The sequence below is a fragment of the Parasphingomonas halimpatiens genome (assembly GCF_036663795.1).
GTDB lineage: Bacteria > Pseudomonadota > Alphaproteobacteria > Sphingomonadales > Sphingomonadaceae > Sphingomonas.
Window position 1 is genome coordinate 199,226 of sequence record NZ_JAXOJP010000001.1, and the last position, 15,540, is coordinate 214,765.

The 15,540-nt window shown below is 66.9% G+C and carries 18 protein-coding genes; 10 read left to right on the plus strand and 8 right to left on the minus strand.

Annotation, left to right across the window (positions count from 1 at the left end; genetic code table 11):
* Positions 1-24: 24 nt before the first annotated feature.
* The 5 genes from U1839_RS00890 to U1839_RS00910 all read left to right on the plus strand — a co-directional run bounded on the left by U1839_RS00890 (position 25) and on the right by U1839_RS00910 (position 4,302).
* On the plus strand, positions 25-444 hold the full coding sequence (locus U1839_RS00890; protein WP_332801787.1) for a ribonuclease HI: 420 nt from the start codon (positions 25-27) through the stop codon (positions 442-444).
* The gene (locus tag U1839_RS00895; protein WP_332801788.1) at positions 434-1,066 is read left to right on the plus strand and encodes a glutathione S-transferase; all 633 of its coding nucleotides are present in this window, start codon (positions 434-436) and stop codon (positions 1,064-1,066) included. Before U1839_RS00890 ends, U1839_RS00895 begins: the two co-directional genes overlap by 11 nt.
* Positions 1,067-1,286: 220 nt before the next feature.
* Positions 1,287-2,867, plus strand: coding sequence for a sensor histidine kinase (locus U1839_RS00900; protein ID WP_332801789.1), 1,581 nt, complete (start codon positions 1,287-1,289; stop codon positions 2,865-2,867).
* 2 nt (positions 2,868-2,869) lie between these two features.
* Positions 2,870-3,235, plus strand: coding sequence for a response regulator transcription factor (locus U1839_RS00905; RefSeq protein WP_332801790.1), 366 nt, complete (start codon positions 2,870-2,872; stop codon positions 3,233-3,235).
* Positions 3,236-3,327: 92 nt separating this feature from the next.
* Positions 3,328-4,302: a hypothetical protein gene (locus U1839_RS00910; protein WP_332801791.1), complete on the plus strand. Its 975-nt coding sequence runs from the start codon at positions 3,328-3,330 to the stop codon at positions 4,300-4,302.
* Positions 4,303-4,363: 61 nt separating this feature from the next.
* Here the strand turns inward: U1839_RS00910 and U1839_RS00915 are convergent, their stop codons facing one another.
* A complete protein-coding gene (locus U1839_RS00915; protein WP_332801792.1) occupies positions 4,364-4,900 on the minus strand; it encodes a DUF2306 domain-containing protein in 537 nt (178 codons plus the stop codon).
* A 112-nt stretch (positions 4,901-5,012) separates the two neighbouring features.
* Here U1839_RS00915 and U1839_RS00920 point away from each other — a divergent pair, with 112 nt between their 5' ends.
* A complete protein-coding gene (locus tag U1839_RS00920) occupies positions 5,013-5,507 on the plus strand; it encodes a hypothetical protein (protein WP_332801793.1) in 495 nt (164 codons plus the stop codon).
* A 19-nt stretch (positions 5,508-5,526) separates the two neighbouring features.
* On the opposite strand, the gene U1839_RS00925 is transcribed toward U1839_RS00920, so the two are convergent.
* Entirely contained in the window at positions 5,527-6,546 is a 1,020-nt protein-coding gene (locus U1839_RS00925) for a GlxA family transcriptional regulator (RefSeq protein WP_332801794.1), read from the minus strand.
* A gap of 83 nt (positions 6,547-6,629) precedes the next feature.
* Between U1839_RS00925 and U1839_RS00930 the strand changes: the two genes are divergently transcribed.
* Entirely contained in the window at positions 6,630-7,322 is a 693-nt protein-coding gene (locus tag U1839_RS00930) for a DJ-1/PfpI family protein (protein WP_332801795.1), read from the plus strand.
* Here U1839_RS00930 and U1839_RS00935 read toward each other — a convergent pair.
* Genes U1839_RS00935 through U1839_RS00945 form a run of 3 tightly spaced genes read right to left on the minus strand, consistent with a single transcriptional unit; the run spans position 7,310 to position 8,840 of the window.
* Complete coding sequence (locus tag U1839_RS00935) at positions 7,310-8,110, minus strand: hypothetical protein (protein WP_332801796.1); 801 nt, start codon at positions 8,108-8,110, stop codon at positions 7,310-7,312. The genes U1839_RS00930 and U1839_RS00935 overlap by 13 nt on opposite strands.
* Positions 8,107-8,325, minus strand: a complete 219-nt coding sequence (locus U1839_RS00940; RefSeq protein WP_281128317.1) for a helix-turn-helix domain-containing protein — start codon at positions 8,323-8,325, stop codon at positions 8,107-8,109. The genes U1839_RS00935 and U1839_RS00940 overlap by 4 nt, the downstream gene beginning before the upstream one ends.
* Positions 8,325-8,840 carry a DUF2975 domain-containing protein gene (locus U1839_RS00945; protein ID WP_332801797.1) on the minus strand — a complete coding sequence of 172 codons (516 nt, stop codon included), beginning with the start codon at positions 8,838-8,840 and terminating at the stop codon, positions 8,325-8,327. Before U1839_RS00945 ends, U1839_RS00940 begins: the two co-directional genes overlap by 1 nt.
* A gap of 181 nt (positions 8,841-9,021) precedes the next feature.
* Between U1839_RS00945 and U1839_RS00950 the strand changes: the two genes are divergently transcribed.
* Both U1839_RS00950 and U1839_RS00955 read left to right on the plus strand, forming a co-directional pair.
* Positions 9,022-9,369: a hypothetical protein gene (locus U1839_RS00950; protein ID WP_332801798.1), complete on the plus strand. Its 348-nt coding sequence runs from the start codon at positions 9,022-9,024 to the stop codon at positions 9,367-9,369.
* 724 nt (positions 9,370-10,093) lie between these two features.
* The gene (locus U1839_RS00955) at positions 10,094-10,375 is read left to right on the plus strand and encodes a hypothetical protein (RefSeq protein WP_332801799.1); all 282 of its coding nucleotides are present in this window, start codon (positions 10,094-10,096) and stop codon (positions 10,373-10,375) included.
* A 252-nt stretch (positions 10,376-10,627) separates the two neighbouring features.
* Here the strand turns inward: U1839_RS00955 and U1839_RS00960 are convergent, their stop codons facing one another.
* Together U1839_RS00960 and U1839_RS00965 are read right to left on the minus strand one after the other, a co-directional pair.
* Positions 10,628-11,557 (minus strand): alpha/beta hydrolase family protein, encoded by a 930-nt coding sequence (locus tag U1839_RS00960; RefSeq protein ID WP_332801800.1) that lies wholly within the window; start codon positions 11,555-11,557, stop codon positions 10,628-10,630.
* A gap of 84 nt (positions 11,558-11,641) precedes the next feature.
* Positions 11,642-12,694 (minus strand): M50 family metallopeptidase, encoded by a 1,053-nt coding sequence (locus tag U1839_RS00965; RefSeq protein WP_332801801.1) that lies wholly within the window; start codon positions 12,692-12,694, stop codon positions 11,642-11,644.
* A gap of 345 nt (positions 12,695-13,039) precedes the next feature.
* On the opposite strand from U1839_RS00965, the gene U1839_RS00970 reads away from it, so the two are divergent.
* On the plus strand, positions 13,040-13,462 hold the full coding sequence (locus U1839_RS00970; protein WP_332801802.1) for a DUF805 domain-containing protein: 423 nt from the start codon (positions 13,040-13,042) through the stop codon (positions 13,460-13,462).
* A gap of 419 nt (positions 13,463-13,881) precedes the next feature.
* Here the strand turns inward: U1839_RS00970 and U1839_RS00975 are convergent, their stop codons facing one another.
* Positions 13,882-15,519, minus strand: coding sequence for an NAD(P)/FAD-dependent oxidoreductase (locus U1839_RS00975; RefSeq protein ID WP_332801803.1), 1,638 nt, complete (start codon positions 15,517-15,519; stop codon positions 13,882-13,884).
* Between the last annotated feature and the right edge of the window lie 21 nt (positions 15,520-15,540).

Here is a 15,540-nt window from a genome sequence, read left to right on the forward strand (position 1 = left end):
CCCGGTACAGGCTAGGCGAGGACGATGAGCACCATGCCCTTGCCCGATCCGCGATCCGCGACGCCGTCACGCAGCGTGAAGGTCTATTTCGACGGCGGTTGCCGCCCCAATCCCGGCGCGATGGAGGTCGCCGCGGTGGTGCGGGGGGCGGCGCACGTGCTGCCGGCGATCGGGCATGGCTCGAGCTTCGATGCCGAATGGCGCGCGCTGATCCATGCCGCCGAGGTCGCGCGGTCGCTCGGATTGGCCGATTTCGTGCTGTTGGGCGATGCCGCCTCGGTGGTGGCGCAGGCCAATGGTTCGGCGCCGTGCCGCGGTGCCGCGCTGGCCTATCGCGCGGCGTTGCTCGCGCTGTTGCCGCCGGGTCCCCGCCCGCGCGTGCGCTACATAAAGCGCGCGCAGAATCTCGCCGGCATCGCGCTGGCGCGGCTGCATGACCGCTGACACGGTACCCATTCTCTACAGTTTCCGGCGCTGCCCCTATGCGATGCGCGCGCGGATGGCGTTGCTCGCCGCCGGTGTTACGGTCGAATTGCGCGAGATCGTGCTGCGCAGCAAACCTGCAGCAATGCTCGCCGCCTCGCCCAAGGCGACCGTGCCCGTGCTGGTGCTCGCCGACGGCAGCGTGATCGACGAGAGCCTCGCCATCATGCGCTGGGCGCTGGCACGGAACGACCCCGAAGGCTGGCGCGCCGGCGACGACGCAGCGCTGATCGCCGGTTTCGATGGCGCCTTCAAGCAGCATCTCGACCGATACAAATATCCCGAGCGCCACGCCGCCGAGCCGGTCGCGCACCGCGATGCCGGGCTGGCGCTGCTCGAGACGCTCGAAGGGCGGCTTGCGGTGCACGCCAATCTGAGCCGGGACACGCCTGCGCTGAGCGATATCGCGATCATGCCGTTCGTGCGCCAATTCGCCGCGGTCGATCGCGTCTGGTTCGACGCGCAACCTGTGCCGCACGTCAGGGCGTGGCTGGCGCGTCACGTCGCCTCGCCCTTGTTCGACCGTGCGATGCTCAGGGTCGCGGCATGGCATCCCGGTGACGCGCCGGTGATGCTGGCCTAGCGATCCGCACCCTGCCTGCCGTTACGCTACCGTCGGTGCGTTGCGGGTGCCGCCATTTCGTCTGGCGTCGCGCGCCATCAGCAAACACTATATCAATCACCGTCTTGCGCTTCTATCCCACCTGTCAGGCCGGTCATGTTGGATCCGCCGTCCTCGGCAGCGTTGTCGTAAGAAGGTTCAGCGACTGCCCCGACACTGACCAATAAAGGCGGCGCGGAAGATGGATTGGAACGCTCAGTTCGAGATGTTCATGCCCCACGGCATGTGCCTGATGTGGCGCCCCGGGCTCATGTCGCTCCACGTCATTTCGGATGGGCTGATCGCGCTTGCCTATTTCACCATCCCCTTCGCGCTGTGGCGCTTCGTCCGCGGCCGCAACGATCTCGAACAGCGGCACAAGGCGCTGGCGCTGCTGTTCTCCGCCTTCATCGCTTTTTGCGGCCTGACGCACATCGCCAGCATCGTCGTGCTGTGGCTGCCGATGTATGTCGCCGAAGGCTGGCTCAAGGCGGCCACGGCGATCGTTTCGATGGCGACAGCCGGCTTCCTGATTGCGCTCATCCCGCAGGCGCTCAAGCTTCCCTCGCTCCAGTCGCTGCAGCGCGAGATCGCGGCGCACCGCCAGACCATGGCCGAACTCGATGCGGCGCGCGCGGCGCTGTCTGCCCGGGTCGATCGCACCGAGGGCGAACTGCGCGTGGCGGAGCAGCACCGCCATTGCTCGCTCGCGCTGCTCAGCACCCTGGTCGAGACCATGCCGGGCCCGATCTACGCCAAGGATCGTTCCGGCCGGCTGCTGCTCGCCAACAAGGCCACGCTCGATCTGATCGGCAAGGAGTGGCCCGCCGTCGAAGGCAGGCGCGACGACGACTTTCTCGCCGATCCGCGCCAGGCCGAGCTGGTGATGGCGAACGATCGTCTCGTGATGGAATCGGGCGCGGCGCGCGAGCTTGAGGAGGTGGTCCATCACCCCGACCGGGGCGCGCGCGTCTATCTGTCGACCAAGGTCCCGTTCCGCGATGTCGATGACGGGATTGCCGGCATGGTCGGCGTGTCGATCGACATCACCGAGCGCAAACAGCTCGCCAAGGAACTGCTCCATGTCTCGCGGCGCTCGGCGATGGGCGAAATGGCGACGGCGATCGCGCATGAGATCAACCAGCCGCTCGCCGCGATCGCATTGTATCTCGACGGCAGCACGGCGCTGCTCGCACAGGATCGTTACGACGGGCCGGTGACGCGCTCGCTCGGGTTGGCGAAGGACCAGTGCCTGCGCGCCGGCGATATCATCCGTCGGTTGCGCTCCTTCGTGTCGGGCGGCGATGCGGTCAGGCAGCCCGAAAACCTGCCGCGGCTGGTCGATGAGGCGTGCAACCTTGCGCTGCTCGGCGCGCGCGAGGCGGGTATCGCGACGTCGATCGTGCATGACGCGCATGATCTTCCGGTGCTGGTCGATGCGGTGCAGATCGAACAGGTCATCGTCAACCTCGTGCGCAATGCGATGGATGCGACGGCCGACAGGGTGGGCGCGACGCTGGACGTCACGACTGGTCCGGGCGCGGAGGGCATGGTGATGGTGTCCGTCGCCGACAACGGCCCGGGGATCGGCGCGGCGGTGGCGGGGCGCCTGTTCGAGCCCTTTATCAGCACCAAGGGACTGAAGGGCATGGGCGTCGGCCTGTCGATCTGTCGCACCATCGTCGAAGGTCATGGCGGCAAGATCTGGGTCGATCCCGATGCGGCGCCGGGCGCGACCTTCCGCTTCACCTTGCCCTTGTCGGCCCGGCAGGCCACGGCATGACGATGGCGTGGACGGTACATGTGGTTGACGATGACGCGGCGGTGCGGACCGCACTGCTCTTTGCGCTGGAGGTGAAGGGCTTTCGCGTCGCGGACTATGTCGATGCCGCCGATTTCCTGGCGCGCGGGCGCGGGCAACCCGGTGTCCTGATCTGCGACGTCCGCATGCCCGGCATGGACGGCATCGAACTGACCCGCCTGCTCACCCGGGAGGCGACGGCGATGCCGATCGTCCTGATCACGGGCCATGCCAACCCGGCACTCAAGGCCGCGGCGATCGCTGCCGGCGCCCTGTCGGTGCTGGAAAAGCCGGTCGACCTGGCGGTGCTGCTGGCGCAGATAACGGGCGCGACGGCGGGCTGGGAATAGCAGGCTGATTTTCCATGGCAATTAATGTATGTGGCGTCCGCGGCCGGTTGGGCATTTCTGAGCCATCACGCCGCACGACAAGGGGGCTGCCTGTGCTGAAAGCTCTTTTCATCGCCGTCCTGCCGATCGGCATGGTCGTCGCCGTGGCGGCGACCTGGGCACAGAATGCGCCCGCCACGCAGGCTCACATTGTCGGCGCCGCCCAAGACTCTCGTCAGCAAGCGGCGGGGTCCGACTGCGTCCTGCCGGCGAGTTGGGCGCAGGTCGAGCGCCGCAAGCCGCGCTATGTGGTCTTCGGGGAAATGCACGGATCGACGGAATCACCCGCCTTTGTCGGTACGATCGCCTGTGCGCTGGCGGCGCGCGGCGAAAGGCTTCTCGTCGCGGTCGAGCATGGTTCGACCAACGACGCCGCCTTCCAGGCAGCGTGGCATTTGCCGCACGAACAGTTTGCCGCCGCGCTGCAAAAGGCGGGCTGGGCGGGGCGCAATGACGGCGTCGCCAGCACGGCGATGCTCGCGCTGCTGGTGCGCCTGCACGCGCTGAAGGAACAGGGCGGCGCGATCCGGATCGTCGCCTTCAACGGTGCGCGCGACGATGCGCAACGTGCGCGATTTGGCGCGCTGCCGGGGCAGGGGCCGCATGAGGCGGCGCAAGCCGAAAACATTCGCGACGCGGCGAGCGCCCAACCCTATGATCATATTCTCGTTCTGGTCGGCAACCTCCACGCCCGCAAGCGACCGGTCGATCGCGGGGGCGTCACCTTCAGCCCGATGGTCATGCAGCTCGCGCCGCCCGAGGCGGTGGTCTCGCTCAACATGCGGAGTGCCGGAGGGACGCTGTGGAATTGCCAGCTGAAGCAGGGTGTGGCGCTGGAAGCCGGCAAGCCGATTCCTGGCGATGCCATCGAGTGTGGCAATCACCCGACGCGGGATCTGACCGATCTGCACAGGGCGCCGTTCGTCTCGCTGCGCACCTTTCCGCACGAGAAGCCGGACATGGACTATGACGGTTTCTTCTGGACTGGAAAGGTCACCGCGTCACCACCCGCCGTGCCGGATCATTGAGGCAGCGGCGTCGCTGCTCTACCGCTCGCGCCGCCGCCGACGCCGTTCGACAAGCGCGCGCTCAGCCCGAGTGCGCGCGCGCCGTACCCCGCAGCAGCAGCGCGGTCGCCACCAGCGGCAACAACCACGCGGCCCAGGCATCGGCGGCATAAAAACGCTCGAACCAGCGCGCCGTGCCCAACATCGCCCACAACGCCAGAAAAATGCGGAAGAACACCGCGCCGGATGTGGTGGCAACCATCAGCAGCATGCAAGCCCGGTGCGCCGCGACCCGGCCGTGGCGGATATTGTGAATGCCCAACGCCAGCAGCGCGAGCCACGTCACCGCCTGTGCGGTGAAGCCCGCCGCCGACCACAAGGTGACCGGCGCCACCCATGCCACCGGAAAGGCCGTCGCCCCGGCGACCAGCACATCGAGCGCCGCGATCCGCCCGACACGTCGGTGCCAGCGCGGCCACCGCCGCAGCGCGATGACCAACGGAAGCAGCAGCAGCGCGAGCGCGCCGGTGATCATGTGGAGCGGAAAGACCAGCGGCAGCAGCTCGACCTTGACCGCCAGACCTTCGGGAAAATCGTCATGCGCAAAGGCCGCCGCCATGCCCCGCGCTGCGGTGTACGTTACAAACGCCAGAACGGCTGTTAAGGCCAGCGCAACGATAACAAGCCTGACCGGGTCGTTGGCGCCAACCGTTTCCCGCGAGGAGAATAACATGCCGGCCTTTTCCCACGCCTGCGTCCGCTTGTCGATGTTCCTGCTGGTCGTGCTGGGCGCGGCGGCGTTGTCCGGCCCGGCGCGCGGCGACGCGGCACCCGCAGCGGCGTCGCCTTATTTCGGACGCTGGACCGTCGCGGAAGACCGCCCCGTCTTCACCGTGCGCGGCCGCCTCTACAAGACGATCGACATCGCATCGTGCGGCCGAGATTTCTGTGGGGTCAGCGTGGACGATCGCGGCAATTGCGGCAGCGTGCTGTTCCGCTTCCTCGCCCGCCATGCCGGCGGTGACGATACGCTGCGCGGCCATGGCAAATGGGGCGACGCGCAGAAGAACATCGAAATCTACAACGACCTGCTGACCGAAGACGCCGCCCCCAGCTTCGAATTATGGCTCGGTGACGGGCATGATTTCGGCGGGCGATCGGAAAGCATGCCGAAATTCCACGCTGCCTATCGCCGCCTCGGCAATGCGCGCTGCCGGGTACGGTGAGCGGGCAGGCGGTAATGGGCTAGGGCCGCGGTGAGAGGTTACCGCCACGCCGGCCATGCACCGTCCGATAACTGCTCGCGCTAAGCCCGAGTTCGCGCGCGAAGGCGGCTGACAAGCGCGCGGCATTGGCAAAGCCGGTCAGCCCCGCCACCTGCTTCAGCGATCGCCCTTCCTCGAGCAGCGCCCGCGCGCGGTCGATCCGCGCGCGGTTGATGAAGCGCGCCGGCGTGTCGCCCGTCGCCGCCGTGAAGTTGCGGTGGAAGCTGCGCAACGTCTCGCCGGCGCGCGCGGCGAGGCTGTCGACCGGCAGCGGCTGGTCGAGCTGCGCGGCGATCCATGCGATCAGGTCGGCATAGCGGTCGTCGCGGCTGGCCTGCGCCGCCAGCATCGGGCTGAACTGCGATTGCCAGCCAGGGCGGCGCACGCTGAGCACGAGCCGCTGCGCCACCGCGCGCGCTACGCCTGCGCCATGGTCGCGCTCGACCATCGCCAGCGTCATGTCGATCCCCGTCGTCACCCCGGCCGAAGTCCACAGCGCCCCGTCCTCGACGAAGATCGCCTCGCTATCGAGCGCGAGCGCGGGCCATTGTCGGCGCAGATGTGGCACCGCGCCCCAATGCGTCGCGACGCGGCGCGTGCCGATCAGCCTCCATTCGGCCAGCAACAGGCTGCCCGAACAGATCGATCCCATGCGGCGCGCGGTGCCATTCACCGCCCGCGTCCAGTCGCGCAGCGCCGCGTCCTCGCCGGCGCGCAGCAGCCCCCCGGCCTCGCCGCCGACGACGAACAGGCTGTCGAGGCTGGTCGGGTCGAGATCGCCGATCGCCGTCGTGATCACCGCCACGCCGCAACTGCTCGTCACCGGCCCGCCACGCGTCGCGGCCATCACCACTTCATAAGCGGCATCGCCCCGTACCGCCGTGCCGGCATCGTAGACGCCGGTGAGCGCATCGTTGGCGCTGCCATAGACGCTCGCCGGCCCCGTCGCATCGAGCAGTTGAAACCCGTCGAATACGGCAAAAGCGACGCGGTGTGTCATGGCAGAAATATACACTAATTTTACATTTATGCCAAGCCCCCGACGCCTTATCGGTGGCTCATCGCTTCTTCAAAGGACCCGCCATGACCCGGATCGCCTTCCTGCTCTTCCCCGGACTCACCCAGCTCGACCTGACCGGCCCCGCCCAGTTCCTCTCGCGCATGCCCGGCGCGACGATGGATCTGGTGTGGAAGGACCGTCAGCCCGTGCCGACCGACGCCGGCTTCGCGATCGTCCCCACCGCGACCTTCGACGCGGTCGAGGCCGCCGACATCCTGTGCATCCCCGGCGGTATCGGCGTGTCGGACGTGATGGACGACGCCGTCGCCATGGCCTGGGTGCGGCGCATCGGCGCCGACGCGGCCTGGGTGACGAGCGTGTGCACCGGCTCGCTGATCCTCGGCGCCGCCGGCCTGCTCAAGGGTTATCGCGCGACAACGCACTGGGCGTGGCACCATCATCTCGCCTTGTTCGGCGCCGAGCCGGTCAAGGCGCGCACCGTGGTCGATCGCAACCGCGTCACCGGCGGCGGCGTCACCGCCGGCATCGATTTCGCGCTCACGCTGATCGCCGCCGCCAGCGGTGAGGGCGTCGCCCGCACGCTCCAGCTCGGCCTCGAATATGATCCCCAGCCGCCCTTTGCTGGCGGCACGCCCGACAAGGCCGGTGCCGAGATCGTCGCGGCCTATCATGCCGCCGTGGCGGGAATCATGCCGCAGCGCGAGGCGGCGCTGGTCGCAGCGGCGGCGCGGCTCGGCTTTCCTCAGGCCGGCTGAGCTACGGCAGCGGTTCGCGCCGCCACCGCATCGTCGAGCAACGCCACTCCGCGACGCTCGGCGATGTGGCGCGCGATGCGCACCTGGATCGCCGGCACGACCAGCGCGAGCGCCCCGACGACCAGCGCATCGCATGCCAGCATCGCGCCTTGCAGCGCCAGCGAATGCCCGGGCGCCCAGCGGTTGAACCCATTGTGCAGCAACGCGACCGGCATGCGCGTCACGAAGATCAGCAGCAACGCGAAAGGGTAGAACCAGCGCACCGTCCGGGCCGAGGCGAGCGGGCCATAGCTCGTCATGCCCATCGCCGCATTGACGAACCACAGCAGCAGCAGCGGCTCGAGCAGCAACTGGCTGAGCCCACACACCGCGCGGATCGTCGCTACCGCGTCAGGTCCACGCCCCAGCCATGCGGCGATCGGCCCGGCATAGATCGTCCCCACCGCCGGGATCAGCTGGAACAGCACGACCCCGAGGTAGCGCCGCAGCGCCATCCCCGACGGGCGCAGCGCCGTCCGCGCATCGCGCGTGACGAACCAGCGCGTCGCGACGAAGCCGACGGCATAGAGAATGAGCATCTTGGGCCAGCCGAACGCCATCCGCACCGGTTGCAGCGACGCCGCCTTGCGCACCGCCGCATCGGGCGAGAAAAAGCCGAGCTGCAGCTCGACGACATGCTGCGCGCCCTCGATGCCGATCATCAGCACCAGCAGGATCGGCAGCGCGCGCGCCGCGCCCCAGCTATCGCGAAACGCGCCGGCCCAGTTGCTGAAGAACGCCTTGATCACGCGCTTTCCCCTTCGTCGGTAAAGGTCAGGATGTCGCCCGGCTGGCAGTCGAGCACGCGACACAGCGCCTCGAGCGTCGAGAAGCGGATCGCGCGCGCCTTGCCGGTCTTGAGGATCGACAGATTGGCCATGGTGATGTCCACCGCCTGCGACAATTCGGTCAGCGTCATGCCGCGTGCCGCCAGCACGCCGTCGAGCGTTACGGTTACGGGCATCAGACGGTCATCGCCAGATCGTCGCGCATCGCCGCGCCGACGCGGAACACGCGGGCGAGCACGAACATCATCACCACCGCGATCCACCCGGCCAGCGACGGCATCCATGTCGCATGGTCCGCGCCCAGCCGGTCGAGCACCAGCGCCACCGCGCCCAGCGCGAGATCGATCAGTTGCAGCGCCAGCAGCGCCCAGCCGATCCGCTGCAGCCGGTCGGCATTGGCCGCGACGAACGGGTCGCCCGCCTGCACCGTCGCGACGATCGCCAGCAGCCGCGTGAACAGCTGGCGCAGCGCGATCGCGGCGACGATGCCCAGCACCGCCATGATACGCAGCACCAGCATCGTCTCGGCCACGTTGCGCCCATGATATTTGAACGAAAGCTGCGCCGCGAGCGCTTCGCCGAACACGAACGACAGGGGGATCGCGACGACGAAGCCGACCCCTGCCAGCCAGTTCAACGCATTGGCGGCGCGCACCAATCCATTGGCGAATCCCAGTACCCGATCCTGCATGCGACCCTCATTTATCGATAAACGATATGTATCGTTTATCGATATGAGTCAAGGCGGATGCTTCGGCCTGGCGTGCTTGCGGCGGCCTCGCGCGGCGAATATCCTGGCGGGGCGCCTTCGGGAAAAGGGCGCGGTGCGATGCAATGCCGCCGGGAGAAATTGCCGCGAAGCCAGGCACGACGTGCGCAGTGCTGCTCGCGCTCCTCTCGCCGGCCTCTTACGCGCCGAGACGGCCGAGGTCGCGCACGGCCGCCATAGCCGCTTTGCACCGCCTCCCGAGGAAGCCACCGCGCCGATCATCGCCGAAAAACAGGCGCGGCATCCGGTGCGGCGAACCTACTGGTTCCAGTTCCTGAAGGGAGCGGGGGGCGTGCCGATGCGGCTGCTCGAGGCCAAGGCGCCAAGGTTGGGCTGGGCCGGTGCTTCGGATGTTTCCGCGGGCAACACGCCCAGCAATGAATCGCCCGGCGCCGGCTTGCTTTGTACCGCGACGCGGTCACTTCTCGTCGCCAAATTCTGCGCGTCGTGAAGAATGGCATAGTCCCCATAGAGATGGGACAGCGTCTGTCGCAGCGCTTTCATATAATCGGACGCTTCACGGTCCGCGATGAGCGCCTCGTCTTGTGCGCGAAGCCGAAGATAGTCCGACACCCGTGACATATGGTCAATAATCCCCGATCCGGGCGAATATTTCCTCCGCCAATTCGATAAAACCTTCGCGCTCAAGTTCCAAGGCCCAAATCCTTAGCTGTGTTATGGTGATGATGCCCCGTATTGCCTCGCTCATCACCTGGTTGATCGTTGTCGACCCAGCGATATGATCCGCAATGGGATCGGTTAGATCGACATATATGCTCTCAATGCGAGTCTTCGGACTCTCACTATTTTTTTTGGTTGTTTGAGACACAATGCGACCTTTCCCCTAACCTGGGCGTGTGCTGCCAAAAATTTACGGTTGACGGCAATTAAGTATTATCACCGAAGCGGCGCGGTCATTCGTGACCATCCGATCGGCTTTTGGAATGTCCGGGGTCGGAGGGTCGGTGCGCAACGATCTGTCATTGGCGGGCATTTTCGGTTGCGCTGGCCGCGCCACCCGGCGCGAACGCGGGATGGTGCACCGCCTCGCAATTTCTGGCGACAGGTGCCACAGTCCTCGAAAAGGATCATGGCAGATGGCATGTTCTGGTTATCGGCCCGGCGTGACGGGGAAAAGATCTTGCAGCCCTGCCAAGGCAGGCAGACCCGCTGGCGTGTCGGTGTCGCTCCTGCTGCTATGCCCGCTTGGGGCCTGTCAGAGTATTGCCCCGTCAGCCACCATCGCGCCGGCTGATCGCTATATCGGCAGCGCGACGATCGACGCGGCTGGCGTGCTTACCCTCGTGCTGGAGAGCCGCGACGGCGGTCGTTTCGCGCGCGGGATCAAGCGATACGCGCCCGCCGATCCTCATTATGCGCAAGTGCTCGCCCATGTCGGGCCAATTCAACCGGGTGAGACGAAGCCTGTTCGGCCATGGCCTGACGCTGCGAAATAACGGGGCTGGTGCCGCATATCGGGCGATGGAGCGGATCGGCCACCCGTTGCGGCGCTGACGAGAGCGGGATGTGAAAAAGTGTGAACCGGTTTTTCGCAACAAATCCCGCGACAACAAAAGATTTTAGAGCAGGATATGATTCAAACTAGTCACATCCTGCTTTAGCCGCGCCGACGCTCGCTCACCGCCGCCATGGTCGGGGAAAATCGCGCCGCGCGGGCTCGCCGATCAGCCCGCCGGCCTTCGACAATCTCACGGCGCGCGCATCAGCGCCGTCAGTTCGGTGTCGCTGAACGCGATGTTTGGCGCGGCACCGGTGTCGGCGAGGATCTTGCGCGCGATCAGCGCCGTCCCCGGTGCCAGCACGCTGAAATGGCTCGCGCCGGGGATCAGCTGGAAGTGCGCCAGCGGATTGGACGACAATCGGCGCAGCTGGTCGACGACGTCGGCGTTCGACGGCCGCTCCGTGCCCTCCAGCACGAAGACCGGCGTGTGGATCGACGACAGCCAATAGGCCGGCGAACGCAGCCGCAATTCGGTTGGGTCTTTCAGCCCCTCGGGCAGGAAGTCACCGCCATATTGGCGCGCATCGGCCACCGGGCCGAAGCTGAATACCGCCCGAAAGCGCGGCGCATATTCCGCGACGAGCAGGGTCAGCGTGCCGCCGGTGCTGTGGCCGCCCAGATAGATGCGGTTCGGGTCGACCCAGGGCAGCTGCGCCAGATAGTCGGCCGCCGCCAATATGTCGTTGACCTCGCCGTAGAAACCTTCGCGGTGGCCGGGATTGTCGTTGCCGCCGCGCAGCGACGGGTACATCGTCACGATGCCCGCCGCGCGGAATGCCCGTGCCGACTGATCATTGTCCGCCGGTCTGGGTCGCCACACATCGCCGATGCTCGCGCTGTCGCCACCGGTGATCCAGATGATCGCCGGATGCCGCCGTCCATCGCCAGGGTCGGGCGTCACATAGGCCGCCATGGCGCCCAGCGGTGCCGCATATTTGACGAGGTTGAGCACCCCCGCCGGCGGCTTTTCGGCCGGGCCGTCGCGCGTGTCCGTCTCGGCGGCATGGGCAACGACGCCCGCCCGTGCCTGCGCCAGGGTTCGGTCGGGCGCGGCACAGGCTGACTGACAGGCCAGTGCCACCAGCCCCAGTGACGACAAGATCAACCATCGTTTCATCCCCACGCGCTCCCCCGATCGATGGACGGTCGTCAATGCCGACCGTCTCCAACATCATCGCAAAATTCCTGCCTTCGCCACTGCTCAGGTCAACATCGCCTCGATACGTCGGCCGATGTCCCGAAAGGTCGCGTTATGGAACGGCGAATCTGCCTTCACCGCCTGCCGCATCGCGCTCAGCCGCGAGCGGGCCGTTTCGGCATCGCCTTCGCGCGCGGCCACCGCCGCTTCCGCCGCCATCACCATCGCGCGCAATTCCTCGGTGCGCGGTCCGCACCACAAGGCGGCGCGCGCCCGCGTCGGGTCGGCTTCCCAGGTGGCGGCGCAAAAGGCATCGACCGAGTTCAGCCACTCGGAAGCGCCGTAGCGCGCGCGATAGGCGTCGATCATCCGTCGCGCCTGCCCGACATCGTCCGACGCCGCATCGAGTTCGATGCCGATCTCGAGCGACGCCAGCGCTCTCGCCGTCTCGTCCATCGCGTCGTCATTCGGCGGCAAGGTGCTGTGCGCGGCGTCGAGCATCCACGGGGGCAGGTCGCGCAACCGAATACGGTAAAGCAGCATCGCCCCAATCCACCGCAGTGCCCGGCCGCCGAACCAACTTCCGTCATCCCGACGCAGTTGCCACAGCTTCTGGCCATCGCTCGATCCACCGGCTTTGTGGCTCGGCAGCAGCGTGAAGATGCCGCCATGAAGCGACTGAAGCGCAAACGCGATCGCGATCAGGTTCGCGGGGGATTCCGCCCCGCCATGTTGATTGCGCCAGTCGACCGACACCGACCCGACCACCGCAGCGAGCAACAGGCTGGCAACCGGTCCGCCGGCGACGTACAGCGCTTCCCGGCCCCGCGTCGCGACCGACCGCCGCCCCGGCACGCTCAAAACCCATCCGCCGTACCCGACACCCATCTTTCGTCGCACGATCACGATGTCGCGATGGGGGAGGTGCAGGCCGAAGGGGCGCGCGATGAAGACGATGGTGCGCCAGCCACAGGCCCGCGCCGCGAGCGCATGGCCAGCTTCATGAAATATCGTCGTGAGCCAATTGCCGGCATACCATATTGGGAACCCCGCCAGCGGACCAAGGGCGACGCAATACAGCGCCAACGCGTACAGCGTCAGGATCAGCGAGCCCATCTGGATGGCAAACCGGCCGATCCTTCGTGCCGCGGCTGTCACCGGCGCGCCGGGGCAGGGGATAGGGAAATTTCTCGTCGCACGATAAGATGTTGGCGGGCACCGACGGCAGCGTCAAGTTGGCGCCGACACGCGCCCATTATTGCTCCGGTCGTCACAGCCGCCCCACCGGGGCGGCAATTGCACCCTCTAACCGAGAGATAGGTTTCAGATGACCTGGCCGCCATCTTGCCGCCATCTTAGAGCCGTAACGGCCCTCCCCCCTTAACTGCGACCCCGCTTCTTGCGCGCTCATCCTTGACCATCTGAACGGCTTTTGGGACGGTCCTTAGCGGGAGGGTGGCCGTGCTCAACGATCCGTCATTGGAAGGTGTCTTTGGTTATGCGGGCCGTGCGACGCGGCGCGAATTCGGTGTGGTGGCCCTCGCCACGCTCGTCGTACTGGTCGTGTCGGCGGCGTTGTTCCTTATTGGGTGGAACATCTGGATCGGTGACGCGGCTTTCTCGAACGACTTGACCGAGGCACTTCTCGCCCGGTCCATCATTCTGCTCGATCTGATACCGGTCGGTGCGTGCCTCGCGACCGCATCCCGTCGATTGCACGACACGGGCAGGACAGCCAGCTGGTTGATGGCCATCCTTGTTCCGATCATCGGTTTCGTCCTTGTCCTGATATACCTGTCATTGCCGGGTCAGCGTGGCGGAAACGCTTATGGCCCGGATCCGCGCTCACCCAATGCAGCCTGGCTTCGACGCATCTTTTCCTGATCGGCTGATCGGATTCCGAGCGTATCGGGTTTACTTTCCGGCCTGTTGTGACCTGGGTCATCGCCCGGCACCGCGCGCCCTGATTCACCCCTAGGCCACCCCCTGCTACCAGCCGCCACCCGCGCCCCGGCGCGCCGCTCCTTCTCATCGTCCGTCATGCGAAAATCGCCGCCCGAGCATCGTGGCGACGCCGCGCCTGCTCGCGCCTGCTATCGCCCGAAACAGGACCTGTTCCCGCCTGCTGCGCTACCTGCTCCGCACCAGTTAAGTTGGAGATACGTCGCCAACACGCCCCCACACCATGTCGTTGCAATGACACGAAAATGCCCCGCGCCATCGCCAACCGAATGGCCACGAAAAAAGTACGAGCAGGAAAAGCAGGTCGAGCAGGTGGAAACCCACGCCGCCCCCGGGCCGCGTCACGCCGCCGGGCGCACCGCGTCCCCCAGGCTCAGCGCCACGGCTTCCGCCACCTTGATCCCGTCGACCGCCGCCGACAGGATGCCGCCGGCATAGCCCGCGCCCTCGCCGGCCGGGAACAGCCCGGTCGTGTTGAGGCTCTGGAAATCCTCGCCGCGCGTGAAGCGCACCGGTGATGAGGTGCGTGTCTCGACGCCGGTCATCACTACGTCGGGATGGTCGTAACCGGGGATCTGCCGCCCGAACACCGGCAACGCCTCGCGCATCGCCGCCACCGCGAACTCCGGCAGGCATATGGCGAGGTCGGTCGGCTGCACGCCGGGGCGATAGGAGGGGATGACACTGCCCAGCGTTGCCGAGGGTTGCCCGGCGAGGAAGTCGCCCAGCCGCTGCGCCGGCGCGCGATAGCTCGATCCGCCCGCGACATAGGCCTGCGATTCCCAGTGGCGCTGGAAGGCGATGCCGGCGAGCGGGTCGCCGGGATAATCGCGCGCCGGGTCGATCGCCACGACCAGCCCCGAATTGGCGTTGCGCTCGTTGCGCGAATATTGGCTCATCCCGTTGGTCGCGACGCGGCCCTCTTCGGATGTCGCCGCGACCACCGTGCCGCCGGGGCACATGCAGAAGCTGTAGACCGTCCGCCCATTCGAGCAGTGGTGCGAGATATGATATTCCGCTGCGCCGAGAATCTCGTTGCCGGCATCGGCGCCGAACCGCGCCTGGTCGATCCAGCTCTGCGGATGCTCGATCCTGACGCCGATCGAAAAGGGCTTGGCCTCGACATAAACGCCCGCTTCGTGAAGCATCGAAAAGGTATCGCGCGCGCTATGGCCGATCGCCAGCACGACGCGGTCGGCCTCGATATAGCCGCCGCCATTGAGGTGCAGCCCGCGCATCCGCCGCGCGCCGCTGGCGTCGGCCGTGATGTCGACGCCATCGACGCGCGTGCCGAAGCGATACTCGCCGCCCAGCTCCTCGATCGTCGCGCGGATGCTCTCGACCATCGTCACCAGCCGGAAGGTGCCGATATGCGGATGCGCCTCGGTCAGGATCTCCTCCGGCGCGCCGGCCTTGACGAACTCGGTCAGCACCTTGCGGTCGAGATGGCGCAGATCCTTGATCCGGCTGTAGAGCTTGCCGTCGGAAAAGGTCCCCGCGCCACCCTCGCCGAACTGCGCATTGCTCTCGGGGTTGAGTATGCTGCGCCGCCACAGCCCCCAGGTGTCCTTGGTCCGCTCGCGCACCACCTTGCCGCGATCGAGGATGATCGGGCGATAGCCCATCTGCGCGAGGATCAGCCCGGCAAACAGCCCGCACGGCCCGGTACCGACCACCACGGGGCGCAGGCCGCTGCGCCCCTCGGGCGCCTTGCCGACGAAGCGGTAACGCGTGTCGGGCGTGCGCTGCACGCGCTGGTCCTTGCGGCACCGCGCCAGCACCGCCGCCTCGTCCTTCACATTGACGTCGACCGAATAGACCAGCTGGATATCGGCCTTGTCGCGCGCATCATGCGCCCGCCGGGAGATGACATGCTTGACCAGCTCGCGCGGGGTGATGCGCAACCGCTTGCAGATCGCCGCCGGCAGCGCCTCGGGCGGGTGGTGGAGCGGCAGGGTCAGTTCGGTCAAACGCAACATGGGGTGGCTCTACCGAAGCGC